Consider the following 24512-nt stretch of genomic DNA (forward strand, 5'->3'; position numbering starts at 1 on the left):
GGCGACGAGGGGCGCCGCAGCGCCCCTCGTCGGGTCAGAAGCGCAGCAGCACCTTGCCGTCGCGACCAGGCACGGCGCTCGCGGCGGCGGCTTCCCGCGCCTGCTCGAACGGGAACACGGCATCGACCGGCAATGCGACCTCGCCCGAACCGATGCGCTGCACCAGTTCGGCGAACAGCGCACCGCGGGTGGCAACATCCATCGTCTGACTCACCTTGCTGCCCCAGAAGCCCTTGACCGTCGCCTGCTTGAAGATGAGGTCGCCCGCCGACAGCTGCAGCTTGGGCGAGCCCATCGAACCGAACGACACCAGGGTGCCGCCTTCGCCGAGCAGCGCCAGCAGGTCGCCTGCCGCCTCGCCGCCGACGGAGTCCACGGCCGCGCGCGGCGCGTTCTCACCCAGGATCTCGGCGGCGCGCTCGCGCCAGTCGTCTGACTCGGTCGACACGACGTCGCGGATACCGAGCCGGGCCAGCTCGTCCACTCCCGCGTCGCGGCGCACGAGACCAAGCACGTGCACGCCGCGCGCCGCGGCGAACTGCGCGACGAGCTTGCCGACCGCGCCGTTGGCGGTGTTCTGCACGATCCACTCCCCCGGCTGCACGTCGAGGAAGTCCAGCAGGCTCAGCGCGCTGAACGGCATCGAGATCAGCTGGGCGGCCGTCTCGTCGCTGACCGCGTCGGGCACGGGGACGAGTCCCGCGGCCTTGGCGACGAAGTACTCGCTCCAGACGCCGAACGTGCCGCCGGTGGCGACGCGCTGGCCGATCTTCAGGGTGTCAACACCCTCACCGAGCGCGTCCACGACGCCGACCGCCTCGGTGCCGGAGGCGGCGGGAAGCTCGGGCTTGAAGCCGTACGTGCCGCGGATGGTCCAGAGGTCGTGGTTGTGGATCGGCGACAGCACCGTGCGCACTCGCACCTGCCCAGGACCCGGCTCGGGCAGAGGTCGCTCAGCGACCTCGAGAACCTCGGTCGGATCGCCGAAAGCGGAGTGGATGAGTGCGCGCACGGTGGTGCTCCTTACGTATTTCACGGCCGCCGGGTGTGCAGCCGCCGCAACGTATAGCCGCGCACCCGCCGCTCGCATTCCCCGGCGGGGCGGGCCGGTCTCACGCCCACCCCGTGCGTGGGCGGGTGGGGGGTTGCCGGGTCGGGGCGGGTTATGCGGGTTTGGCGTGTGTGAGTTCGTGGCGGAGCAGCCGGTTGGGTCCGCGCCATCGTCGTTGCGGGTCGATCCAGCTCGGCGGTCGCAGCTGGGGCATGCCGTCGACCATGCGGATCTCCCACCCGCTGGCCTCGAGGCCGTGGTGGTGGTACCAGCACAGCAGCACGCCGTTGTCGACCGTGGTCGGCCCGTCCCGCGCCCAGTCGACAACGTGATGCACTTCGCACCACGCCGCGGGCACCGTGCAGCCGGGCGTGATGCAGCCGCCGTCGCGGGCGCCGATCGCCTTGCGCTGCCAATGGTTGAACACCCGGTCCTCGACCTGCAGCTGCGTGATCGCCCCGTTCTCGGCGAGGGTGAGCCGGTGGATCGTGCCGTGACAGCCGGCATGCCGGGCCGCGGCTGCCGGCACCGGCACCGGCCCGCCCGCGCTCTCCACGAACGCGACCCCGCCCGGGTCTGCCAGGTCGTGTGCGGTGGTCGTCACGATCAACGTCGGCGCGGCACCGCCCAGCGTCGGCATCGCAGCGGCGCCCGCCGCCGCGGACAGGATCGACGCGAACGCGTCGTGCCGCTTCTGATCCACGGTGCGGGGATCCAGCACCCGCTCCTGCGCCTCACCGGATACGCCATCCTCGGCCGCCGGGTCGGCGAACCGCGGCCCACGACCCTGCACCCGCGGGTTCAGGTGCGCATCGACGAGCCGGTCGAACTGCGCCGCGACGACCTCGCTGACATCACCGGAGATCCGCCGCAGCCCACGATACGACCGGCGGCCGATCCGGATCCCCCGCGCCCGCTGCGCGTACTCCTCATCGGGCAGCGTGCCGTCCGGGTCCAGGAACAGCGCCCACGTCGTCGCCATGATCTTCAACTCATGGATCCCACACCCCGGCGCCCCCGTGTCCCCGACGGCGGCGGCGACGAGTTCGATCTCGGCCGCCTCGATCTGTTCGACCCCGCACCGCCCCAGCAACGGCCGCAGCGCGTCGACGATCGTCGTCAACGCGTCCGCGCTCAACCGGCCCGTCGCTGACGCCGCACGGGCATGCTCGAGCGGCGCCGGACGGGTCTGCCCCGTCAACGTCACCCGCCCCGTGATCGCCTTCGCGTCCCGCAACCGCGCCCGCGCGGTTGCCGCCGACACCAGCGTGCTGCGTTCCACCAGCTCCTGTGCCGACCCGACCCCGAACTGCCGGGTGATGGCGTCGTCACCGAACTCGGAATCGGCACGACGCCCGACCTCACCGGCCAACGCCAGCCGGGCAGCATCCACCACCCGCCCCAGCCGCTCCACCACCCCCAACGCATCGATCAGCTCGCGGTGCGACAACCCCCGCTGCGCCTGACCGCCGAGCGCCCCACCGAGCATGTCGCCGAGCAGATCGGCGACGCCCTCAAGGTCGGCCAGCGGGAAGTTCATACCCCCCATTCTGCTGACGGCCTCCGACATCGGACACACCACAAAACAGCAGATCAGCAAAGGTTCTGTGGACAACTCCGAAAGTGCGGGAGAACCGGCCACCTGGGGAGGAACCGCCGCTCCACGCATCCGATCGACCCCCACGAACAGGCGCGCCGCTGCGCTGAAAGGGCAACTTCCGGCTCGTCTTCACGCGGACCGCACCGCCGCCTTCGCGCGAGCGTCAGCGAACACTCCGATCCCGGAGGAGGTCGGGCCTGGACGCGGCCCAACCGCGAGAGGTCCGAGCACCCTCGGGCGCCCGGACCTCTCACCTCGCGTCGGTCAGCTGCGGGGCGGGTTCGCGGGCAGCCACTCCTCGAGGGACGTCTCGAAGACCTGCGCACCGCCGACGGGCATGAGCGTGCGCTCCTCCATGCGGGCGCCGAAGTACGGCGCGTCGGCGTCGGTCACGACCTCGCGCGCGTCGCCGCGGAAGGTGAGCCCGCGCCGCACCATCTCGTCGAGACCCATGACCTCGGGACCGGCGATCTCGACGTCGGCATTGAGCGGTGTACCCGCCGCGGTGCGGGCGACCGCGGTCGCGACATCCTCACCGGCCATCGGCTGCACGAGGTTGCCCGGCAGGTGGATCGCGTCGCCGTTGCCCGACACTCCCGCGATCCCGGTGATGAACTCGAAGAACTGCGTCGCGTGAAGGATCGAGTAGGGAATGCCCGACTCGCGGATGAGCTCCTCCTGGGCGGTCTTCGCCGCGAAGTACGAGATCGTGTTCGGACGGTTCGTGCCCACCACGGTGAGCGCGACGTAGTGCCCCACGCCGGCCTCCCGCGCTGCGGCGATGAGGTTCCGCGTCGAGGTGGTGAAGAACTCCATCACGTCCGCCGGGGCGAACGACGGCGAGTTCGACACGTCGACCACCACGTCCGCGCCCTCGAGCACCTCGGCGAGGCCCTCGCCGGTGATGGTGTTGACACCCGAGTTCGGCGACGCGGCGACGGCCTCGTGCCCGTGCGCCGTGAGCTTCGCGACGACCTTCGAGCCGATGAGCCCGGAGCCTCCGATGACGACGATCTTTGCCATGATGTGCCTTTCGTTCAGGGAGCGCGGGGGCGGCGCTCACCAGCTATGACCACGCATGCCGGCGATCTGTGACAGGCCCGCCGTCAGCACCGCCAGCGCGCCAGCTTCGCCGGGTTGACGACCAGCCAGGCCTCGAGAACGAGGCGCCCGCGGACGCGGAGGCTGAGCACCCCGGTCACCCGTCCCTCCCGGCACACGACGATTCCGGGCACGCCGTTCACCGACTCCACGCGGAGCGACGCGGCCGCATCGAGCAGCACCTCGCCGAGATACGCCGCGACTCCCGACGCACCTTCGACCGTGGCGACCGGCGCTGCCACGGCCCCGCCGCCGTCGACTGTGAGCGCGACGCCGGGGTGCAGCATCCGTTTCATCGCACGTGAATCACCGGTCTCGGCAACGTCGACGAGCGCGCGCACGACGCGTTCGTGCTGCGCGGCGCTCGAAGGTGAGTTCCGCGCGGAACGGTGCAGCCACGAGCCGGGTCGCCTGGTCACGCCCCGACCTGGGCGACATGCCCGAGCTTGTCGGGGCTCATCACCCACAGGAGTCGACGGATGCCGTCTTCCGCCGCGGTGACCGTGACCAGGGTCGTGACCTTGCCGTCCTCGGAGAGGGTGGCTGCCGGCCGGCCGTTGACCTCGACCCAGCCGATCTGCTTGCCGGTCCAGAAATGGCTCGAGAACGCGGCGATGAACTTGGCGACGCGACTTCGCCCGGCCACCGGGATGCGCGCGGCGAGCTTGGCGCCGTTGCCGTCGGTGTAGCTGACGACGTCCTCGGCGAACAGCCGCTCGAGGTCGGTCACGTCGCCCTTCTGCGCCGCGACGAGGAACGCCTCGAGGAGACGCCGCTGCTCGGCCGCAGCCACCTCCGCTCTGCGCGCCGACTCCAGGTGCTTGCGGGCACGGCTCACGAGCTGGCGCGCGCTCGCGACGGTGGCGCCGATGATGTCGGCGATCCGTTCGTACGGGTAGTCGAGCGCTTCGCGCAGGATGTACGCGGCACGCTCGGTCGGTGTGAGCTTCTCGAGGACGAGGAGGATCGCATACTGCAGCGCTTCGCCGCGCTCGGCGCCGAGAGCGGGGTCGGCGTCGGTGTTCACCGGCTCGGGCAGCCACGGCCCGATGTACGTCTCACGGCGGGCATGCGCGGACTGGGTGGCGTTGATCGAGAGCCGCGTGGCGACCGTCGCGAGGAAAGCACCGGGCTCGCGGATGTCGGCGCGATCGGCGTTCTGCCAGCGGATCCAGGTCTCCTGCACGATGTCCTCGGCATCGGCCACCGTGCCGAGCATGCGATATGCGATGCCGAAGATCCGTCGTCGGTGCTCGTCGAAGACGGTGACGGCGAGCGTGATGTCGTCCCGGTCGTTCACGCGTGCCGTGGTCTCGCCCATTGCGTCTGCCGCTCCCATCGCCGCGCTCAGCGTACGCCCGTGACGGACGGCAGAAGCGCGTCGCCGGCGTCGCGCGGCGCCACCTGCCAGTCGTGGAACCGGGTCGGTGCGATGATCGCACCGGCCCCGGGCAGCAGCTCGAACCGGTCGAGCTGCGCGCCGAAGTACGTCGCGAGCGGGTCGGCGACGACCTCTCGCTCGTCGCGACGGAACCGGAGCTCGCGCTGCGCGAGATACCCGAGCTCGAACACCTCCGGTCCGGCATGCTCCGTGATCTCGCCCGTGGGCCGTGCCAGTGCGGCGCGGACGACCGCCGCGGCCACGTCGTCGGCGGCCATGGGCTGGATCAGGGCGTCCGCCACGTGGGCGATGCCACTGCGGGTCGCGGCATCCGTGATGCTGCGGATGAATTCGAAGAACTGCGTGGCGTGCACGATCGAATACGGACGACCGGATGCCGTCAGCAGACGCTCCTGCTCGGCTTTCGCCTGGAAGTATCCGCCCTCGGAGCGGGCGAGGCGATCGGTGCCCACGACCGAGAGCACGACGTGGTGCGCCACCCCGGCGGCCGCCCCGTAGGTGAGGAGATTGAGCGTGGAGCCGTAGAAGAACTCGCGGGCGCCCGCTTCGTCGGTGTACGACGAGTTCGACACGTCGACGAGCGTCTCCGCGCCCTCGAGCGCCTGCTCGAGCCCCTCGCCGGTGAAGGAGTTCACGCCCACCGCGCGCGCCACGACGACGACATCGTGCCCGGTGGCTTCGAGCGCGGCGACGACTCTCGAGCCGATCAGCCCGGTCCCCCCGATGACAGCGATCCTCATGTCGAACCCTCTCTGCTCCTGCGCGCCCGGAAACGCGCGCGTTTCCAGCTGAGACCGGATGCGACAGCGATCTGTGACAGGTCGACGCAAAGTCGTCGAGGGCTCAGTCCGACTGGGGCTTGGGAGGGTTGTGCATGAACTCGATGCGGATGCCGTTGTCGTCCTCGACGAAGGACGCGTAGTAGCGCTCGTTGAATCGCGGATACGTCTTCGGCTCACGCACCGCGCTCCAGCCGGCGGCGAGCGCGGTGGCGTGCAGCCGGTCCACGTCGGCGCGGGAGCCCACCGCGAACGCCAGGTGCTGCCAGCCGATGGTGCCGTGGCGATGCGGACCGGTTCCTTCCTCCCTGGCGGGGAACAGGATCAGCTCGGTCTCGTCCTCGGCATACCACGCGACCCCGTTGTCGCCGTCGGTGCGCTCCATGCCGAGGGCCGTGAGCACAGGGTCGAACTGTGCGACCGCGCGGGGCAGATCCTCGACGGTGATGCCGAGGTGATCGACGAGAGGCATCGGGCCAGTCTCCCCGATGCCGGCGGCTCCCGCTGCGCGCAACGCGCCGTCCATGTCACAACTCCGGCGCCCTCCCGGTCCTAGCTCACAAGACCGCACGACCCACCCTCGAAAGGAACTCGACATGACCGCTCAGAAGCCCACCATCGTCCTCGTCCACGGCGCCTTCGCCGAGTCGTCGTCGTGGAACGGCGTCATCGCCCAGCTGCAGCAGCACGACGTTCGCGCGATCGCGGTCGCCAACCCGCTGCGCAGCCTTGCCGGCGACGCGGCGTACGTCCGCGACGTGCTCGCGTCGATCGAGGGTCCGATCGTCCTCGTCGGCCACTCGTACGGCGGCCTCGTCATCACCGAGGCGGCCTCGGGCACCGACGCCGTCGTGGGACTCGTCTACGTCGCCGCGTTCGTTCCCGAGACCGGCCAGAGCGCGTTCGAGCTCTCGAACAGTGCTCCCGGAGGCACCCTCGGCGACGCGCTCGCGGCGTACCCGGTGTCGAGCGGGGGCGACGAGTACGCGATCCGTCCGGAGCTGTTCCACCACCAGTTCGCCGCTGACGTCTCGCCCGAGGTCGCTGCGCTCATGGCGGCGACGCAGCGTCCGGTGACGCAGGCGGCGCTCTCGGAGGGCCTGGCGACCGATCGTCCGGCGTGGCGCGACATTCCGTCGTGGCACGTCTTCGGCGACCAGGACCTCAACATCCCCGTCGCCGTGCACCGCGCCGGCGCCGAGCGGGCCGGCTCGCGCGGCACGCACGAGATCGCCGGTGCGTCGCACGCGATCTCGGTGTCGCAGCCCGCCGCCGTGGCCGCGACCATCGCCGAAGCCGGCAAGGCCTACCTGGCCTCTCAGGAGATCGCCGCGTGATCGACCGGCGGCGCCCCGGACGACGGTCCGGTCTCCGGGGCGCCGCCTCCCATCGAAAGGAGTCCGCCATGCTCACCACCTTCACCAGCCCGGTCCGCACCGTGGACGCGGGTGAACTCGACATCGCGTACATCGACGCCGGCGACCGCGGCGGCGACCCGGTGGTGCTCCTCCACGGCTTCCCCTACGACGTCCACAGTTATGTCGACGTCGTGCCGCTGCTGACGGAGGCCGGCTTCCGCGTGCTGGTCCCCTACCTCCGCGGGCACGGCCCGACGTCTTTCCGCGAAGACCGCACCGTGCGCTCCGGTCAGCAGGCAGCGCTCGGCGCCGACCTCCTCGCCTTCATCGATGCGCTCCACCTCGAGCGGCCGATCCTCGCCGGCTACGACTGGGGTGCTCGTGCCGCGTGCATCGTCGCCGCGCTGTGGCCCGAGCGCGTGGGCGGCCTGGTGTCGGTGAACGGGTACCTCATCCAAGACATCTCGGCAGCCGGCATCCCGCTCTCCCCGCCGCTCGAAGCGGGGTTCTGGTACTTCTGGTACTTCGCGACCGAGCGCGGCCGGGCCGGCCTCGCGAGCGACCCGCGGGGCGTCGCCGACGTGATCTGGCGGCGCAACTCCCCCGCCTGGGCCTACGACGAGCCCGTCCTGGATCGTGCGGCGGCAGCCTTCGACAACCCCGACTACGTCGACGTGGTCATCCACTCCTATCGCCACCGGCTGGGGCTCGAGCCCGGAGCGCCCGAGCATGTCGACCTCGAGCGCCGCCTGGCCACGCTGCCGTCGATCACGGTGCCGACCATCACGCTCGACGGCACCGCCGACGGCAACTTCCCCGCCTCTGACGGCTCGCAGCACGATCGGTTCTTCACCGGCCCTCGCCGTCATCGACAGATTCCGGATGCCGGTCATCACCTGCCTGCGGAGGCGCCCCACGCCTTCGCCCAGGCGATCCTCGACATCGCGGGGCTCCCGGGCGGCGCCGCGGCCCCCCGCGTGAGGCGCGAGCGGCGCGCGGCGGGAGCCGACGGAGCCGGCGCACTGCGGCAGACTTGACGTGTCCCTCGGAGGCGGAAGGTTGCCCGTGAAGATCATCGAGCTGAAGCGGTTCGTCGCCATCGCCGACAACGACGTCCATGTGCCGCGCGCGGCCGACGCGCTCGGCGTGCCGCTCGCGTCGCTCTACTCGACGATCGACAAGCTCGAGACCGAGGTCGGGCACCCCCTCTTCACCCGCAGCAAGCCGAACTGGTCGCTGACACCGGCGGGCGTGCTCCTGCTCGAAGAGGCCAGGACCCGCATCGCCGAAGCCCCGGCTCCGGCCGCCCCGCCGAAGGCTCCCGCGGGCGGCAAGGCGAAGGCGTCCAAGGGCAAAGGCCGCGCGCCCATCGTGAAGGGCCAGCCGAAGCCGTACAAGAAGCGCCAGGGCCGCTAGGCGGGCGCGAACCCGCGCGGGCGCGGTTACAGCTCAGTGACGCGTCCGGCTTCGACGCGCCAGTGGCGGTCGAGCTCCACGGCATCGAGCATGCGCCGGTCGTGCGTCACCAGCAGCAGCGTGCCGCGGTAGGACTCCAGGGCCTGCTCGAGCTGTTCGATCGCCGGAAGGTCGAGGTGGTTCGTCGGCTCGTCGAGCACGAGCACGTTCACCCCTCGTGCCTGCAGCAGAGCGAGGGCCGCTCGCGTGCGCTCGCCGGGCGACAGCTCGTCGACCGGCCGGCCCACGTGGTCGGCCTTGAGACCGAACTTGGCGAGCAGCGTGCGCACCTCGCCGGACTCCATGTCGGGCACCAGTCCACCGAACGCTGCGGCGAGCGCCTGCGACCCGACCAGCAGTGACCGGGCCTGGTCGATCTCGCCGATCTCCACGTTCGCGCCGACGCTCGCCGTGCCCGCGTTCGGCGCCTGGCGTCCCAGCAGCGCTCGCAGCAGTGTGGACTTGCCCGCGCCGTTGTGGCCCGTGATGCCGATCCGCTCCCCCGCGTTCACCTGCAGCGACACCGGCCCCAGCATGAACGAGCCCTGCTCGAAGACCGCCGAGCTCAGCGTCGAGACGACGGTGCTCGATCTGGGCGCGGCGCCGATCGTGAACTCGAGCTGCCACTCCTTGCGGGGCTCCTCGACCTCCTCCAGACGCGCGATGCGGCTCTCCATCTGCCGCACCTTCTGCGCCTGCTTCTCGCTCGACTCGGTATTGGCCTTGCGACGGATCTTGTCGTTGTCGGGCGACTTCTTCATCGCGTTGCGCACACCCTGACTCGACCACTCGCGCTGCGTGCGCGCCCTCGCGACCAGGTCGGCCTTCTTCTCGGCGAACTCGTCGTACTTCTCGCGGGCGTGCCGGCGAAGGGTCGCGCGCTCCTCGAGATAGGAGTCGTAGCCGCCCCCGTAGACACGGTTCGAGTGCTGCGCGAGGTCGAGCTCGAGCACGCGCGTGACGCAGCGCGCGAGGAACTCGCGATCGTGGCTCACCAGCACGACACCGCCACGGATGCCGCGCACGAATGCCTCGAGCCGCTCGAGGCCGTCGAGGTCGAGGTCGTTGGTGGGCTCGTCGAGCAGCACGATGTCGAACCGCGAGAGGAGCAGGGCCGCGAGCCCGACGCGGGCCGCCTGGCCCCCCGAGAGCCCGGTCATCGTCGCCTGGTCCACCGGCGTGCCGCCGAGGTCCAGGCCGAGGTCTGCCAGCACGGCCGGCAGCCGCTCCTCGAGATCGGCCGCGCCGCTCGCCAGCCAGCGGTCGAGCGCCGTGGAGTAGGCGTCGGCGGGATCGACGCCGGGCGGAGCAAGCGTCGGGTCACCGAGGGCGGCGGCCGCAGCATCCATGTCCCTCGTCGCCTGCGCGCACCCCGTCCGGCGCGCGATGTACTGGGCGACCGTCTCGCCCTCGACGCGCTCGTGCTCCTGCGTAAGCCAGCCGACGAACGCGTCGGCCGGCGACAGCGAGATCGTGCCGGCCTGCGGTTCGCCGATGCCGGCCAGCAGGCGCAGCAGCGTCGACTTGCCGGCGCCGTTCGCGCCGACGACGCCGACGACGTCGCCCGGCGCGACGGTCAGGTCGAGCGCGTCGAAGAGGGTGCGGTGGCCGTAGCCGCCGGCGAGGCCGCGCGCCACGAGTGTTGCGGTCATCAGACCATCCTCTCAGCGCCCGCGCGCGGCGCCGACCCGGCTCACGCCGGCGAGTTCAGTCCGATCCTGTTGCCCTCGCTGTCCTCGACGTAGGCGTAGACACCGCGACCGCCCGTGATCTCGGTCTTCGGCACCAGGATGCGCCCGCCCGCCGGCTCGACCCGCGCCAGCCACGCGTCGATCGACGGGCCCGCGTCGAGGTAGACCCGCGACCCGAAGTGCGACGGCGCGTCTTCCGGTGCCGCGAACAGGCATCCCGCCGCGCCCCCGTCCGCTGCGGCGAAGATGGCGGTCTCCTTCTCGGAACCGACCGGGAGCCGGATGAGCTTCTCGGCGGTGAGCGCTTCGTAGAACGCGATCGCGCGCGTCATGTCGGCGACGGGGATGTCGAACCACACGGCTCTGGCCATTGCTTCGTCCTCCTTCGGACGTCTGTCGGGGTGCGGACCGGTCGGTCCCTCCCCTGTGTCTCGATCATGCCGCCTGACGCGGACAGATCGTGTCCGCGATGCAGTATCGGAGCGGTATCGGCGATCTTGTGCCTCCACTTGTCCGGGTCTAGCGTCGCGCTCAGGGAGATGCCCGTGCTCGCCTGGGGTAGATGGGTCGTGCTACTGGGGGCGCTACTGCTTCTAGCGGGGTGCAGCGCGCCCTCGGCGACGAGGCCGCCGTCACGATCCCAAGGGGCGGTGGTGGAACCACCGTCCGCCTACACCGCGGCGCCGTCGCCGAAGCCGTCGCCTCCCCAGAGCTCGGACCTGGTCACGGTCGACCCGATCGGGTTCGGTCTTCGGCCCGGTACCGGCGCGCATCGCCTGGTGACGTGGGCGACGCAGTACTGCGAACTGGCGGGGCTGTCGCCGTGCCCGGGAATCGCGGATCGCGCCGAGCCGCTCTGCATTGAGCGCTGGGACTGCCACCCGGCGCTGCTCGTCCCCTTCAGGGAGGGCACCGCCGCGTTCGTGTCCGGAGGGCGGTTCACGGTACCCGTGGTCTACGCGGTGTGGCTCACGGAGAATCCCATGGTCGCCCCGGCCGGCGGCAGCCGGTCCCTGCTCGTCTCCTACCTGCTCACCGTCGGCGTGTGCCCGGATGAAGGAGGTGGTTATCCGCGCGGGCCGAAATGCTCGGCGTAGAGGGAGACCGCCGGTTCTCCCTAAGGGCTATGCCCAATCGACGGCCACGCGGTGCGGTGGGACAGTGAGGCAGGCTCCCCGAGCCTGCGCCTCAGATCCCCACTTGTGAGGTTGGTCATGAACACTCGTCGATCCATCGCCATCATCGCGGCCGCGCTCATCGCGTCGGTCTCACTCGGAGCCGCCGGCGCATCAGCAGCACCGCCGACCAGCACCGATGCCACGCCGGTCGTCCATTGGAACGAGATCGCGGCGAACACGCTCGCCGCCCTCCCCGGACCTGACGGCGGCGCGCCGCCCGCGTATCAGATCAACATGGCGATGACGCAGGGCGCCGTGTACGACGCGGTCAGCGCGATCGGCCCGAAGCGGTACCGGCCCTACCTGCTCACGCACCGGTTCGGCGCGAAGGCGTCGATCGAGGCGGCGGTGGCCACCGCAGCGTACGACGTGCTCCACGCCCTCGTCACGACCGCGCCCGAGATCGCGCCGTTCCCCGGCCGGGCCGGTCTGCTCGCCGCCCTCGACGCTCAATACGCCGCGTCCGTCGACCCCATCGCTGAGAACTCCTTCAAGAAGCAGGGAGTCTCGGCCGGAAGCGCAGCGGCGGACGCGATGCTGCAGGCGCGCGCGAACGACGGGCGCTTCGGCCCGTCGCAGTGGGTGCGCGACCCGCGGCCCGGACACTGGTCGCCGTTGCTCAACGCGATGGGACAGGAGATCCTCGACCCGACGCCCTGGGCCGGCGGCGTCGAGCCCTTCCTCGTCGAGAGCGCGTCCCAGTTCCGCTCGGCTCCGCCGCTCGCCCTCGACAGCCCGCAGTACGCGGCCGAGGTCAACCAGGTGCAGATGCTCGGCAGAGCGACAGGATCCACGCGGACACCCGCTCAGACGTACGTCGCGCAATGGTGGCAGTGGGCGCCGATCCTCGCGTGGAACGAGGTCGCCCGCCAGCTCATCACCGCGAACAAGCTCGGCGCCACCGACGCCGCTCGGCTCCTGGCGCTCCAGAACCTGAGCGGCGCCGACGCCTTGATCGCGTGCTGGGCGGACAAGTACCACTACGACTTCTGGAGGCCGTGGAATGCGATTCCGCGGGCGAACGAAGACGGCAACAACGGGACGACGGCCGAGCCTGGCTGGACGGCGCTCATCACGGCGCCGTACCCCGAGCACCCGTCAGGACACAACTGCAACGACGGCGCCCACGCTGCCATCCTTCGCATGTTCTTCGGCGATGTGATCGCGGGTGGGTTCCGGATGACGAGCACCTCGACGTTCCTCCCCACCGACGCGCCGCGAGTTCGAACGTTCCAGACGTTCTCGCAGCCGCTGTCGGAGCTGATCGACGCCCGCATCTGGGCCGGCCTGCACTTCCACCACGCCGACGTGCAGGGCCAGCTGCTCGGTCTCAATGTGGCTCAGTACGGGTCTGCTCACCACCTTCAGCCAGTGGGCCGATGACCGGCGCTGCAGGCACGTCCGGAGGGCAGGCCGCCGGCCTGCCCTCCGGCTTGCGGCCGCCCCGCCGACGTGCGAAGCTTGCGCGCGATCGTGAACGATGACGGGAGGTGAGACCCATGAACGCAGTATCCCCATGGGGTGCTCCCCCGCAGCGCACGATCCGACGGCCGAGTTAGCCGACCGGGAGCGCCCGACACGCAATCGCGAAAGGCGACTCCCATGAACTCACCCTCCTCATCGCACTCCGCTCCGAGCCGCGCACTCGTGCTCGGCGGTGGCGGATCCGCCGGCAACGCCTGGCTGATCGGCGTCATCGCCGGCCTGGCTGACGCCGGCATCGACGTCACCGACACCGACCTCGTCGTCGGCACCTCGGCCGGAGCCACGGCGGCGGCGCAGATCACCGGCGCCGGCGCCGCCGACCTGTTCGCCGCGACGATCACCCCGCCGCCACGGCCTGCGCCTTCCGGTGCACACCCTCGTCCCGCCGGGCCGAGCCTGCAGACCCGCCACCTCGACCGCATGAAGGAGATCATCGCGACCGCCTCCGACGCGGATGACTGGCGCCGCAGAATGGGCCAGGAATTCGAGACGGATGCTGCGCCCCTCACTTCTGCGCAATGGCGGGCGACCGTCGCGGCACGGTTGCCGACGGCGCTGTGGCCACGGCAGCGCGTCCTCATCACCGCGGTCGACGCCCGCACGGGCGAGCCCACCGTGTTCGACCGCGACAGCGGCGTCGACCTGGTGGACGCCGTAGCGGCGAGCTGTGCCGGCGGCTTCGCCTACGAGATCGGCGACGCGCGGTACATCGACGGCGGCTATCGGTCGAACGCCGACAACGCCGATCTCGCCGCGCGCCACGAGCGGGTGCTGGTGCTGTCGCCGCTCGGCGGGCGATCCTTCACCCCGGTGGAGTGGGGCACGCATCTGGCCACGCAGGTCGACGAGCTGCGAGCGCAGGGCAGTCGCGTCGAGACCGTGGTTCCCGACGCGGCGTCGCGGACCGCCTTCGGCGACAACATGATGAACCCGGCGACACGGCCGGCCGCCGCGCAGGCCGGGTACGACCAGGCCGGCACCATCGCCGAACAGCTCGGGCAGTTCTGGGAGGTCAGCTAGCCAGGACGAACCGGGGCAGATCCAGCACACCCGTGCGCGCCGCTTCGACGGCGGCGCGCACGGCGCCGACCGACACGATGTCGGCGCCCAGCTCTGATGCCACGATCTCGGGTGCCGGCAGGTCGAGCTCCTGCGGCAGGGCAGCGAGCGCTGCCTCGATCACCGGCGCGGCACCCGCGGCGACGGCGCCGGACACGATGATCCGTCGGGAGTCGAAGAGACTCGCCAGCACGCCCGCGATCACCGCGAGCGTCTCACCGACCTGTCGCGCGACGACCATCGCGCCCGCATCGCCGTGCGACGCGAGCGTCAGCACCGTCTTGCCGTCGATCACCGCCGGATCGAGCTCTCGCAGCGCACTCGACGACGGAAGGGATCCCTTCGCCAGTGCGCGACGTGCCAGTTCAGCCGCCCGGTAGCCGAGCCCCCACGCGCCCTCGACGCCCGCGACATGATCGAACGCGACCATCTCCGCGGCACCACCGTGTGCACCGCGGAGCAGCCTGCCGTCGACCCAGACCCCCGCACCGAGACGCTCGCCCGCCAGCAGGGTCACGAAGTCATCGCAGCCGACCGCGGCACCGACGGCGCGCTCCGCCACCGCTGCGAGCGATGCGTCGTTCTCCACCTGCACGATCGGCGCCCATCGGCCGAACAGCTCGGAGAAGGACGGGTTCATGCGGCGCCAGAAGTCGTCACGGTGTGGCGGCGACGAGCCGTTGCGGTCGACGGGCGCCGGAACGCCGACGCACAGGGCTGAGACTTCCGATCGGGTGATCCCGGCTGCCGCGAGAGCGTCGTCGACCACGCGCACGGCGTCGCGACGCCGGTCCTCCGCCGAATCTCGAGAGCCATCCGCCGCCAGATGCCGCACAGCCTGGGTTTCTCCGCGCAGATCCGCGACCGTCGCGGTGAGTCGCGCACGCCCCGCATCCACGCCGACCACGTATCCGGCGTCCGCGAGGAAAGAGAATCGCCGCGCTGGTCGCCCCTTCTGATACTCCCCCGCTGCACGGGCGTTCGGCAGTTCCGCGAGCAGCCCGCGCTCGACGAGTTCGTCGACGACATCGATGGCGGTCGACCGGGTGAGCCCCACGTTCTCGATCACGTCGGACGCGGTGACGGCGTCGGCCTCCCAGGCGTAGCCGAGCACGGCGTCGAGACTCGCACGACGCAGTGCCGTGGGGGTGAGCAGCGATTGTGGCATCGAGGTCTTGACCTTTCACGCGTTCCTCAGCATTATGGTCCACACCGAGTTGATTCGGCGAGTAAATCTACTGCTTGAACCAACACCCCTGCAACCTACGGAATAAGGACAACGACGTGCCTGCAGCATCCGTCATCCTCCGCCGCGCAAGCGCGGCCGCCTTCGCCGTCGCGGTCGTCGGCGCATCGCTCGTCGCCTGTACCGGCGCATCGTCGGAGCGCGCCGAGGTGAGATTCCACCTCAGCAAGCCGGAGGCGATCCCCTACTTCCGCGATCTCATCGAGCAGTACAACGCCGGCCAGGACGAGGTCGAGGTCGTCTTCGACACGTCCTCGAACCTTCAGGCGGGCTTCCTTCGCGGCAACCCGCCCGACCTCGGATTGCTCAACTACAACATGGAGATGGCGCGGTTCATGGAACGCGGCGCGCTCAGCGATCTGAGCGACATGCCCGAGGCCGATCGCATCCTGCCCGAGGTGCAGGACCTCGTCGACCAGTACGCCACCTACCCCGGCCGAACGAGCGTGCTGCCCTACTCGGTGATGGCGGCTTCGGTCATCTACAACAAGCAGATCTTCGCTGAGCAGGGTCTCGAGGTCCCCACCACCTGGTTCGAGCTCCTCGCGGTCTGCGACACGCTGAAGGCTGCCGGCATCACGCCGTTCTATGCCACCTTCAAAGACCCGTGGACGGTCGGCCAGGGCTGGTTCGACTACGCCGTCGGCGGCGAGGTCGACGTCGCCTCGTTCTACGACGAGATGAACGCGCTCGGCACCGAGGTCGGCCCGGACTCACCGGTGTCGTTCGAGAAGACGCTCGGCGAGCCGGTCGAGCGCATGACGCAGCTCACCAGCGAATACACGAACCCGGATGCTGCGAGCCGCGGCTACGGGGACGGCAACCTCGCCTTCGCAAAGGGCGAGGCGGCGATGTACCTGCAGGGGCCGTGGGCGTTCGGCGAGATCGACAAGACGAACCCCGACCTCGACCTCGGCACGTTTCCGTTGCCGATGACCGACGACCCCGACGACAACCGGGTGCGGGTCAACATCGACCTCGCCGCGTGGATCCCCGAGGCATCCGACCAGAAGGAGGGCGCGCGCGACTTCCTCAGCTATCTGTTCCGCAAGGACGTGATGGACCAGTACAACGCGGCCTTCCTCGGCTACGGCACGACCACCGACGCCGCGCCGGTGACCGACGAGCGCATCCTCGGCATGAAGGAGTACTACGACGCCGCGAAGTTCTATCAGGGCGCCTCGAAGGCGATCCCGCTGACCATCCCCACCGACAACTACATGCAGGGCATCGTGACCGGGGCCGACGTCGAGAGCACTCTGCGCACGCTCGACGCCGACTGGGCCCGACTGGCGATGCGCCGATAGCGCGACACAAAGGAACGCATTCATGGCAACCACCACAGCCACCCTGACGGTGCCGAAGAGCGGCCGCCGCGCCGGCGCGGCGACGATGCCGCGCGCGAACCGGCGCGTGGAGGGGGTCTACTACCTCTTCCTGCTCCCCGCCCTCGTCCTGTTCACGCTCGCGATCACGATCCCCGCGGTGATCGGCATCTTCTTCAGCTTCACCGACTCGATCGGGTTCGGCGACTGGGAATTCGTCGGACTCATCAATTACGTCGCGGTCTTCACCGACCCGGCGATCCTGCAGAGCTACCTCTTCACGTTCGGGTTCGCCGCCGTCACCGTGGTCGTCGTCAACGCGCTGGCGTTCCTGCTCGCGGTGGGGCTCGTGTCGCGGGTGCGTCTCAAGACCGGACTGCGGGCGATCTTCGTGATCCCGATGGTCATCTCCGGCATCATCATCGCCTACGTCTTCAACTTCCTCTTCTCGAACTCCGTGCCCGCTCTCGGGCAGGCGTGGGGCATCCCGTGGCTGAGCGAGAGCATCCTCGCGAATCCGGATCTCGCCTGGATCGCGATCGTCATCGTGACCGCGTGGCAGGCGATCCCCGGCACCCTCCTCATCTACATCGCCGGGCTCCTCTCGATCCCGGGCGACGTGTACGAGGCGGCCGACATCGACGGTGCGGGCAAGACGCAGCAGCTGCTGCGGATCACCCTGCCGTTGGTCGCCGGGTACGTCGTGATCAACGTCATCCTCGGCTTCAAGAACTTCCTCAACGCCTACGACATCATCGTCGGCCTCACCAACGGCGGTCCCGGCACCGCCACCCGCAGCATCGCGATGACGATCTTCACGGGCTTCTCGGGCGGCGACTACGCCTACCAGATGGCCAACGCGACGATCTTCTTCGTCATCGCGCTGATCCTCTCGCTCCTCCAACTCCGGCTCACTCGCGGAAGGAACGTGTTCTGATGACCACGCAAGCCGCCCTCGCCATCGAGGACCTCAACGCCGAGCGTGTGCTCGACGGCGACTCCGCACGCAAGCCCGCCCGCTCGCGCTTCGCGATGGAGCGCGTGAACTGGCCCGGCACCATCGTGCTGATCCTGTGCGCCGTCACTGTGCTGATCCCGTTGTACGTCACGATCTCGATGGCGTTCAAGACGCAGGGCCAGGCCGTCGACGGCAACGCGTTCTCGCTTCCGGCACCGTGGAGCATCGACGGGTTCGTGGCGGCGTGGGAGCTGACGAACTTCCCCCGCGCGTTCACGATCTCACTGCTCGTGACCGCCTTCTCCGTCGCCGGCACGATCATCCTCGCGGCGCTGGCGTCCTTCGCCATCTCGCGCAACTGGGACCGCAAGCTCTTCCGGTATTCGTTCTACTACCTGCTCGCGGCGATGTTCCTCCCGTTCCCGGTGGTCGCGCTCCCCCAGATCCAGCTGACGGGCCTCGCCGGCCTCGACAACCCGGTGGGTGTGACGATCCTGCACATCATGTTCCAGCTGAGCTTCAGCATCCTGCTGTTCACCGCGTTCCTGCGGTCGATCCCGGGAGAGCTCGAAGAGAGCGCCCGGATCGACGGCGCCACCACCTGGCAGACGTTCTGGCGGCTCATCTTCCCGCTTCTCGCGCCCATGAGCGCCACTGTCGGGATCTTCGCGTTCCTGGCATCGTGGAATGACTTCATGATGCCGTCGCTGATCATCTCCGACCCGGCATCGCAGACGCTGCCGGTCGTCCAGAACATCTTCCAGACCCAGTTCAGCAACAACTACAACGTGTCGTTCGCCTCGTATCTCATGGCGATGGCCCCCGCGATCGTCGTCTACCTGTTCACCCAGCGATGGGTCATGGAAGGCGTTACCCAAGGAGCCGTCAAGGGCTGAGCCCGCGGCATCCGTCATCCACCCACCGGAACCACCCCGAAAGGAAAGCGTCCCCGTGACGACTGTGCACCCCGCACCCTTCCCCTCCGACCAGCATGACCTCGAAACGCCCGCGTGGTGGCGGCAGGCCGTCGTCTACCAGGTGTATCCGCGAAGCTTCGCGGACGCCGACGGCGATGGCATCGGCGACCTCCGCGGCATCACGTCCCGCGTGCCGTACCTGAAGGAACTCGGCGTCGACGCGGTCTGGCTGAGCCCGTTCTACCCGTCGGCGCTGGCCGACGGCGGCTACGACGTCGCCGACTACCGCGACGTCGACCCGAAGCTGGGCACGCTCGACGACTTCGACGAGCTACTCGCTGCGCTCCATGACGCCGGGATCAAGGTCGTCGTCGACATCGTGCCGAACCACACCTCGGATCAGCACGCCTGGTTCCAGGAGGCGCTCGCCGCGGGTCGTGGCTCGGCGGCCCGCGCACGGTACATCTTCCGCGACGGATCCGGACCCGACGGCTCCGAGCCGCCCGCCGACTGGGTGTCGGTGTTCGGCGGGCCGGCGTGGGAGCGCGTCTCCGACGGGCAGTGGTATTTCCACAACTTCGCCGTGGAGCAGCCCGACCTCGACTGGTCCAACCCCGAGGTGCGCGCCGATTTCGTGAAGACGCTGCGGTTCTGGAGCGACCGCGGTGTCGACGGCTTCCGCATCGACGTCGCCCACATGCTCACGAAGGACTTCGTCGACCCGCTCCCCTCTCAGGCCGCACTCGACGCGATGCCTCGCGACGGGAACCACCCGATGATCGACCGCGACGACGTCCACGACGTCTACGCCGAGTGGCGACAGGTGTTCGACTCGTACGACCCGCCGCGCACCGCCGTCGCCGAAGCGTGGGTCGAGCCGTCGCGCATCCCGCTCTACGCCAGTGCAGAGAGCCTCGGCCAGGCGTTCAACTTCGACCTGCTCGAGGCCGACTTCGACCCCGCCCAATTCCGGCGGATCGTCGGCGACAATCTGGACCTCGCCGCGCTCTCGGGCTCGTCGACGACCTGGGTGCTGTCGAACCACGATGTCGTGCGCCACGCCACCCGGTACGGCCTGCCCAACGCCGAACGCGACGCCTTCGGCCGCCCCACGCGCAAGCATGGCAACGAATGGCTGCTGTCGGGCGGCACCGAGCCCGTGCTCGATGCGGAACGCGGACTGCGCCGGGCCCGGGCGGCGACGCTGTTCGTCCTCGGGCTGCCCGGCTCGGCGTACGTCTATCAGGGCGAGGAGCTGGGCCTGCACGAGGTGGCCGCGATCCCCGACGCCGAGCGGCAGGACCCGACCTTCTTCCGCAGCCCCGGCGAGGACATCGGACGGGACGGATGCCGCGTCCCGCTGCCGTGGTCGGCTTCGGGGTCTTCGTACGGCTTCGGTGACGGCGGCGCGCACCTGCCGCAGCCCGCGTGGTTCGCGGAGTCCGCGGTCTCGGTGGAGGACGCCGACCCCGCCTCGACGCTGTCGCTGTATCGCGACGCGCTGGCGCTGCGCCACGTGCTGCAGACCGGGGAGACGCTCGAGTGGGTCGACACCGGCCGCGAGGATGTGCTGGCGTTCCGCCGCCCCAACGGGTGGACGGTGATCACGAACTTCGGGACCGAGCCCTTCGAGCTGCCGATCGCGACGGAGGTCTCGCTCGCGAGCGGGCCTGTCGAGGGGCGCCGGCTTCCGGGTGAGACCACCGTGTGGATCGCCGGGGCCTGACACTCCCCGAAGGCATAGGAAAAGCCCCGGCCTCCGCGATCGCTCGCGGGAGCCGGGGCTCCAACTCTGTATGACAACGGCAGTGGAGATGGGGGGAATCGAACCCCCGTCCATCGCTGGGTAACTGCGGTTTCTCCGGGCGCAGTCTGTGCGAGCGTTCTACTCGGCTCCGACCTTTGTCACAGACACCTAAGTCGACGAGCCCAGCCTGATAAGAGTCCCGCGTGACGCTCAGGCGTCGTCACGCAGCAAGATCCCTAGATGACGCCAATACCCGTGACGGGATCAGTCACGGATTGACGGCGTCGGGCTCGCTGCTCAGGCAGCGAGGGCGAACGCGGACTGCTTCTTTTCGGCAGTTATTGGTTTGCAAGGAGCGTTTACGAGATAACCCTGCATCCTCGGCCCGCTTCACGCAGATTCACAGGCGATGTCGAAACCGATCATCCCCGTTGCCTCTTTCGAGGTGTCCTTCTCGCGAAGGGCCGCTGTCACACTGTGGAGTTGCCAAGACCCGGGCGCCGAAGCATCCGAGCACATCAGGATACAACGGATGCCGCCGCTGCGCCATTCCGCGCCGACTCCGGCCGGGACGCAGCATCCGTTGCCTAGCATGTAAGGGTGACCTCACCTCGTGCCGTGCGCCCCCAGACCACCCTGTTCGTGACCGGGAGCACGTGGCTCTCGCCCGACCTCGTGCGGGTGACGCTGGCGGGCGACGAGTTCGCGGACTTCGCCGACCGGCCCGAGACCGACAAGTACGCGAAGCTGTACTTCCCGCCGGCCGGCAGCACGCTCCAGCCGCCCTACGACCTCGCGGCGCTGCGCGAGTCCGTGCCCTTCGACGAGCTGCCGACGATCCGCACGTACACGATCCGGCGCGTGGACGCCGCAGCGGGCACGATCGACATCGACTTCGTCGTGCACGGCGACACCGGCGTCGCCGGCCCCTGGGCCGCGAACGCGAAGCCGGGCGACCGGCTCACCATGTCGTCACCGGGCGCCGGTTACTCCCCCGATCTCACTGCCGACCACCACGTGCTGATCGGCGACGAGTCGGCGATCCCCGCGATCTGGTCGGCCCTCGAGGCCCTCCCGGCGGACGCCGCGGTCACGACCATCATCGAGACGCGTTCGCCCGTGCACCGCGTCGAGGTGCCGGACGGCGCCGCCGTGCAGTGGGTCGACGAGGATCACGACGCCCCCGGCACCCGGCTTGTCGCGGCGGTGGATGCTGCGGCCTGGCCCGGCGGCCGCGTGCAGGTGTTCGCGCACGGCGAGCGGGGCGCCATGAAGGCGCTGCGGCCGCTCCTGCTCGAGCGCGGCGTCACGCGGGCCGACCTGTCGCTGTCTGCCTACTGGGCCCGCGGGCGCACCGAGGACGCGTTCCAGGCCGAGAAGCGCCTCCCCGTGGGGCAGATCTTCCCCGACTGAGCGCTCCCCCGCTGTGCGCGTAACGATCCGAGCATTGTCAGGTCGAGGCATCTTCCAGGTCGACCGACGACCCTAGAGTGAGTGGACGATCTCAGATCAGGAGCCACGCCTTGCCGCATCGACGATCCGCCGCGCTCGCAGCACTTCTCCTCCCGTTCCTGATGACGACTGCGTGCACCGCCGCGCCGGGCGTCATCGCGAGCACGCCCGAGCTCGATGCGCCGGCTGCCGCTGCGCCGACCGCGACTGCGACACCGGCGCCCACGCGCGCCGCAGCACCATCACGCGCCGAGCCGACGTGCGAGAACATCATGTCGGCCTCGTTCACGACGACGTGGGTTCCCGTTGAGATCGACGAGCCCGAGCCCACCTTCGTCGACGGCATCCAGTGTCGCTGGCAGGCCGATCCGACTGTCGGAACCGACAATATCCTCGCCTACGCCTGGGCACCCGCCGAGCGGTCGGACTGGGATGCGCTGGTGGCCGAACACACGAACGGCGATGGCTCCACGTGGTTCGTCGAATCCGAGGAGCGCGGCGAATACCTGACCCACAAGACCGAGTACTGGGTTCAGGACGACGACGGCTACGGCGCAACGTATCTGTTCACCGGTGACGCCATCATCTACGCGATGACCAAGGCGGAGACGAATGACGTCACGGGTCCGCCCTCGGCCCGGAATTGAGCACGTTTCCCGCCGGCCACGTCGACACGTAGAGTCTCGGTCATGAGCGACGTCGTTATCACCGTCCGCGGGGAGCATGAGACCCGTATCGCCCCCGAGCGCGCGATCGCGCACCTCACCATCCGTGCCGAAGGACCCGAGCGCGGCGCCGTCGTCGAGCGCATGGCCGCGCTCACCGAGCCGGTGCGCGACGACCTCGCCTCGCGGAAGTCCGCAGGCACCGTCACCGAGTGGACGAGCCAGCGCGTGTCGGTGTGGTCGGAGCGCCCCTGGAACAACGAAGGCAAGCGCCTGGCACCGGTCCACTACGCCACCGTCGACTTCTCCGTCACGTTCACCGACTTCGCCGTGCTGTCGTGGTGGGCCGGTGAGGTCGCCGAGCGCGACGGCGTGCAGCTCGGCTGGATCGAGTGGAAGCTCACGCCCGAGACGCGCGCAGCAGTGGAACGGGATGTCGCGACCGAGGCCGTCGGCGTAGCCGTGGCCCGCGCGACGGCCTACGCGGGGGCCCTGGGCCTCGCGAACGTCACGGCGGTCGAGCTCGCCGACGTGGGCCTGCTCGCCCGGCCGAACGCCCCCGAGATGGCGCCGGCACCCCGCATGATGATGGCGAAGGCGTCGTTCGCGGCGGATGCCGGCGGTGGCCCCGCGGTGCAGCTCCAGCCCGAGGACATCGTGATCTCCGCAGCCGTCGAAGCCCGCTTCGCCGCCCGATGACAACTGCCCGAACCGACCTCGTGCCTCGAGAGGGCATTGCCGAGCGGCTCTCCCGCATGATCCAGCTGCCGACGGTGTCGGCTGAGCGTGCCGAGCGCGGGCAGGCGCCGTTCGACGCGTTCGCCGACCTGCTCGTCGAGCTCTACCCGCTCGTGCACCAGCACCTCCAGCGGGAGCGCATCGGCGAGCTGGGACTCCTGTATCGCTGGCCCGGGCGCATGTCCGCGCAGCCGACGGTGCTGATGGCGCACTTCGACGTCGTCCCCGTCGACGAGAGCGACGCCTGGACCCACCCGCCGTTCGAGGGGCGCATCGAGGGCGACTGGGTCTACGGGCGCGGCGCGCTCGACGACAAGGGGCCGCTCGTCGTGGTGATGGACGCCGTCGAGAACCTCCTCGCGGGGGGCTTCACGCCGGCGCGCGACGTGTACCTCTCCCTCGGCGGCGACGAAGAGACCTTCGGCGGCGCGGCTCGCGTGATCGCCGAGACACTCAGGGATCGCGGCGTCGAGCCGTGGCTCGTCCTCGATGAGGGCGGTGCGGTCGTCGACGCCCCGCTCCCCTTCGTCCGCGGGAGCGCAGCGATGGTGGGCGTCGGCGAGAAGGGCGTGCTGACGCTGCGGCTGAGTGCGCGCGGCGAGGGCGGCCACGCCTCCGCGCCGCCGGCGCGCACCGCCGTCCGTCGCATCGCCCGCGCCGTCGAACGGCTCTCACCCGCCACCTTCCCCGCGCGCACCCCGGCAGCGGTCACGCGCATGCTCGAGCTGTTCGCGACGCGGGCCGACGGCATCCCTCGCGCTCTGTATCGCCTGCTGTCGAGAGCGCCCTGGCTCACCGCGCGCGTCTTCACCGCGATGGGCGGCGAACCCGCGGCGCTCGTGCGCACCACCGTCGCCGCCACGATGCAGTCCGGCGGCACGGCCGCGAACGTGCTTCCCTCGCAGGCTTCGGCGACGCTCAACCTGCGGATCGCGCTGGGCGAATCCGTCCAGAGCACCGTCAAGCGGGTGCGCCGTCGGATCGCCGATCGGCACGTCAAGGTCGAGGTGCTCGAGGGCGACGGCCCGTCACCGGAGTCGTCGACCGAGAACGCGCAGTTCGCGCTGATCACGGCGGCGGTGAAGGCATCGCACCCGGACGCCGCGACCGTGCCGTACGTGATGATGGCGGCCACCGACTCCCGCCACTTCCACCGATTCTCGCCTGCGGTCTACCGCTTCGCGCCGCTGGCGATGAGCTCGGCGCAGCGCGCGTCGATCCACGGGGTCGACGAGCGCGTCGAGATCGCGGCCCTCGAGCGGGGCGAGCTGTTCCATCGCACCCTCCTGCAGCGCTTAGAGTGAT

At 70.0% G+C, this 24512-nt stretch carries 25 protein-coding genes and 1 other RNA gene; 14 read left to right on the top strand and 12 right to left on the bottom strand.

Features of this window, described 5'->3' with window-relative positions; genetic code table 11:
• Nucleotides 1-34 precede the first annotated feature (34 nt).
• The 7 genes from ACFC1I_RS04565 to ACFC1I_RS04595 all read right to left on the bottom strand — a co-directional run bounded on the left by ACFC1I_RS04565 (nucleotide 35) and on the right by ACFC1I_RS04595 (nucleotide 6405).
• Nucleotides 35-1012, bottom strand: coding sequence for a zinc-binding dehydrogenase (locus ACFC1I_RS04565; RefSeq protein ID WP_376006654.1), 978 nt, complete (start codon nucleotides 1010-1012; stop codon nucleotides 35-37).
• Between the two features lie 151 nt (nucleotides 1013-1163).
• Nucleotides 1164-2591 carry a DUF222 domain-containing protein gene (locus tag ACFC1I_RS04570; RefSeq protein ID WP_376006655.1) on the bottom strand — a complete coding sequence of 476 codons (1428 nt, stop codon included), beginning with the start codon at nucleotides 2589-2591 and terminating at the stop codon, nucleotides 1164-1166.
• A 324-nt stretch (nucleotides 2592-2915) separates the two neighbouring features.
• Nucleotides 2916-3674 carry an SDR family oxidoreductase gene (locus ACFC1I_RS04575; protein WP_376006656.1) on the bottom strand — a complete coding sequence of 253 codons (759 nt, stop codon included), beginning with the start codon at nucleotides 3672-3674 and terminating at the stop codon, nucleotides 2916-2918.
• 83 nt (nucleotides 3675-3757) lie between these two features.
• Nucleotides 3758-4171, bottom strand: a complete 414-nt coding sequence (locus ACFC1I_RS04580; protein ID WP_376006657.1) for a hypothetical protein — start codon at nucleotides 4169-4171, stop codon at nucleotides 3758-3760.
• Nucleotides 4168-5091, bottom strand: a complete 924-nt coding sequence (locus ACFC1I_RS04585; RefSeq protein WP_376006658.1) for an RNA polymerase sigma-70 factor — start codon at nucleotides 5089-5091, stop codon at nucleotides 4168-4170. The genes ACFC1I_RS04580 and ACFC1I_RS04585 overlap by 4 nt, the downstream gene beginning before the upstream one ends.
• A gap of 8 nt (nucleotides 5092-5099) precedes the next feature.
• Nucleotides 5100-5894: an SDR family oxidoreductase gene (locus ACFC1I_RS04590; protein WP_376006659.1), complete on the bottom strand. Its 795-nt coding sequence runs from the start codon at nucleotides 5892-5894 to the stop codon at nucleotides 5100-5102.
• Nucleotides 5895-5997: 103 nt separating this feature from the next.
• Nucleotides 5998-6405, bottom strand: coding sequence for a VOC family protein (locus ACFC1I_RS04595; protein WP_376006660.1), 408 nt, complete (start codon nucleotides 6403-6405; stop codon nucleotides 5998-6000).
• 124 nt (nucleotides 6406-6529) lie between these two features.
• On the opposite strand from ACFC1I_RS04595, the gene ACFC1I_RS04600 reads away from it, so the two are divergent.
• The 3 genes from ACFC1I_RS04600 to ACFC1I_RS04610 all read left to right on the top strand — a co-directional run bounded on the left by ACFC1I_RS04600 (nucleotide 6530) and on the right by ACFC1I_RS04610 (nucleotide 8707).
• Nucleotides 6530-7270 carry an alpha/beta fold hydrolase gene (locus ACFC1I_RS04600; RefSeq protein WP_376006661.1) on the top strand — a complete coding sequence of 247 codons (741 nt, stop codon included), beginning with the start codon at nucleotides 6530-6532 and terminating at the stop codon, nucleotides 7268-7270.
• A gap of 68 nt (nucleotides 7271-7338) precedes the next feature.
• Nucleotides 7339-8328: an alpha/beta fold hydrolase gene (locus ACFC1I_RS04605; protein WP_376006662.1), complete on the top strand. Its 990-nt coding sequence runs from the start codon at nucleotides 7339-7341 to the stop codon at nucleotides 8326-8328.
• A 28-nt stretch (nucleotides 8329-8356) separates the two neighbouring features.
• The gene (locus tag ACFC1I_RS04610) at nucleotides 8357-8707 is read left to right on the top strand and encodes a LysR family transcriptional regulator (RefSeq protein WP_376006663.1); all 351 of its coding nucleotides are present in this window, start codon (nucleotides 8357-8359) and stop codon (nucleotides 8705-8707) included.
• A 26-nt stretch (nucleotides 8708-8733) separates the two neighbouring features.
• Here ACFC1I_RS04610 and ACFC1I_RS04615 read toward each other — a convergent pair whose 3' ends face one another.
• A complete protein-coding gene (locus ACFC1I_RS04615; RefSeq protein WP_376006664.1) occupies nucleotides 8734-10398 on the bottom strand; it encodes an ABC-F family ATP-binding cassette domain-containing protein in 1665 nt (554 codons plus the stop codon).
• A 41-nt stretch (nucleotides 10399-10439) separates the two neighbouring features.
• The gene (locus tag ACFC1I_RS04620) at nucleotides 10440-10808 is read right to left on the bottom strand and encodes a VOC family protein (RefSeq protein ID WP_376006665.1); all 369 of its coding nucleotides are present in this window, start codon (nucleotides 10806-10808) and stop codon (nucleotides 10440-10442) included.
• A 282-nt stretch (nucleotides 10809-11090) separates the two neighbouring features.
• On the opposite strand from ACFC1I_RS04620, the gene ACFC1I_RS04625 reads away from it, so the two are divergent.
• The 3 genes from ACFC1I_RS04625 (at nucleotide 11091) to ACFC1I_RS04635 (ending at nucleotide 14120) form a co-directional block, all read left to right on the top strand.
• Nucleotides 11091-11534 (top strand): hypothetical protein, encoded by a 444-nt coding sequence (locus tag ACFC1I_RS04625; RefSeq protein WP_376006666.1) that lies wholly within the window; start codon nucleotides 11091-11093, stop codon nucleotides 11532-11534.
• A 117-nt stretch (nucleotides 11535-11651) separates the two neighbouring features.
• Nucleotides 11652-12998: a vanadium-dependent haloperoxidase gene (locus ACFC1I_RS04630; protein WP_376006667.1), complete on the top strand. Its 1347-nt coding sequence runs from the start codon at nucleotides 11652-11654 to the stop codon at nucleotides 12996-12998.
• Between the two features lie 219 nt (nucleotides 12999-13217).
• Nucleotides 13218-14120 (top strand): patatin-like phospholipase family protein, encoded by a 903-nt coding sequence (locus tag ACFC1I_RS04635; protein ID WP_376006668.1) that lies wholly within the window; start codon nucleotides 13218-13220, stop codon nucleotides 14118-14120.
• On the opposite strand, the gene ACFC1I_RS04640 is transcribed toward ACFC1I_RS04635, so the two are convergent.
• Nucleotides 14113-15327 carry an ROK family protein gene (locus ACFC1I_RS04640; RefSeq protein WP_376006669.1) on the bottom strand — a complete coding sequence of 405 codons (1215 nt, stop codon included), beginning with the start codon at nucleotides 15325-15327 and terminating at the stop codon, nucleotides 14113-14115. The two genes, ACFC1I_RS04635 and ACFC1I_RS04640, sit on opposite strands and share 8 nt — an antisense overlap.
• Nucleotides 15328-15443: 116 nt before the next feature.
• On the opposite strand from ACFC1I_RS04640, the gene ACFC1I_RS04645 reads away from it, so the two are divergent.
• The 4 genes from ACFC1I_RS04645 to ACFC1I_RS04660 all read left to right on the top strand — a co-directional run bounded on the left by ACFC1I_RS04645 (nucleotide 15444) and on the right by ACFC1I_RS04660 (nucleotide 20331).
• The gene (locus tag ACFC1I_RS04645; RefSeq protein ID WP_376006670.1) at nucleotides 15444-16712 is read left to right on the top strand and encodes an ABC transporter substrate-binding protein; all 1269 of its coding nucleotides are present in this window, start codon (nucleotides 15444-15446) and stop codon (nucleotides 16710-16712) included.
• Nucleotides 16713-16797: 85 nt separating this feature from the next.
• A complete protein-coding gene (locus tag ACFC1I_RS04650) occupies nucleotides 16798-17667 on the top strand; it encodes a carbohydrate ABC transporter permease (protein ID WP_376006779.1) in 870 nt (289 codons plus the stop codon).
• The gene (locus tag ACFC1I_RS04655; protein WP_376006671.1) at nucleotides 17667-18584 is read left to right on the top strand and encodes a carbohydrate ABC transporter permease; all 918 of its coding nucleotides are present in this window, start codon (nucleotides 17667-17669) and stop codon (nucleotides 18582-18584) included. Before ACFC1I_RS04650 ends, ACFC1I_RS04655 begins: the two co-directional genes overlap by 1 nt.
• Nucleotides 18585-18639: 55 nt before the next feature.
• Nucleotides 18640-20331: a glycoside hydrolase family 13 protein gene (locus tag ACFC1I_RS04660; protein WP_376006672.1), complete on the top strand. Its 1692-nt coding sequence runs from the start codon at nucleotides 18640-18642 to the stop codon at nucleotides 20329-20331.
• Between the two features lie 80 nt (nucleotides 20332-20411).
• Here the strand turns inward: ACFC1I_RS04660 and ssrA are convergent.
• Nucleotides 20412-20782: a transfer-messenger RNA gene (ssrA, locus tag ACFC1I_RS04665) on the bottom strand.
• 170 nt (nucleotides 20783-20952) lie between these two features.
• Here ssrA and ACFC1I_RS04670 point away from each other — a divergent pair.
• The gene (locus ACFC1I_RS04670; protein WP_376006673.1) at nucleotides 20953-21765 is read left to right on the top strand and encodes a siderophore-interacting protein; all 813 of its coding nucleotides are present in this window, start codon (nucleotides 20953-20955) and stop codon (nucleotides 21763-21765) included.
• A 91-nt stretch (nucleotides 21766-21856) separates the two neighbouring features.
• Here ACFC1I_RS04670 and ACFC1I_RS04675 read toward each other — a convergent pair whose 3' ends face one another.
• The gene (locus ACFC1I_RS04675; protein ID WP_376006674.1) at nucleotides 21857-22093 is read right to left on the bottom strand and encodes a hypothetical protein; all 237 of its coding nucleotides are present in this window, start codon (nucleotides 22091-22093) and stop codon (nucleotides 21857-21859) included.
• Between ACFC1I_RS04675 and ACFC1I_RS04680 the strand changes: the two genes are divergently transcribed.
• The 3 genes from ACFC1I_RS04680 to ACFC1I_RS04690 are packed head-to-tail and all read left to right on the top strand — an operon-like array spanning nucleotide 22077 to nucleotide 24511.
• Entirely contained in the window at nucleotides 22077-22451 is a 375-nt protein-coding gene (locus tag ACFC1I_RS04680) for a hypothetical protein (RefSeq protein WP_376006675.1), read from the top strand. The genes ACFC1I_RS04675 and ACFC1I_RS04680 overlap by 17 nt on opposite strands.
• Nucleotides 22452-22493: 42 nt before the next feature.
• Nucleotides 22494-23168, top strand: a complete 675-nt coding sequence (locus ACFC1I_RS04685) for an SIMPL domain-containing protein (protein WP_376006676.1) — start codon at nucleotides 22494-22496, stop codon at nucleotides 23166-23168.
• A complete protein-coding gene (locus ACFC1I_RS04690) occupies nucleotides 23165-24511 on the top strand; it encodes a M20/M25/M40 family metallo-hydrolase (RefSeq protein ID WP_376006677.1) in 1347 nt (448 codons plus the stop codon). Before ACFC1I_RS04685 ends, ACFC1I_RS04690 begins: the two co-directional genes overlap by 4 nt.
• Nucleotide 24512 lies beyond the last annotated feature (1 nt).

Source organism: Microbacterium sp. NPDC056044, assembly GCF_042267145.1.
GTDB lineage: Bacteria > Actinomycetota > Actinomycetes > Actinomycetales > Microbacteriaceae > Microbacterium.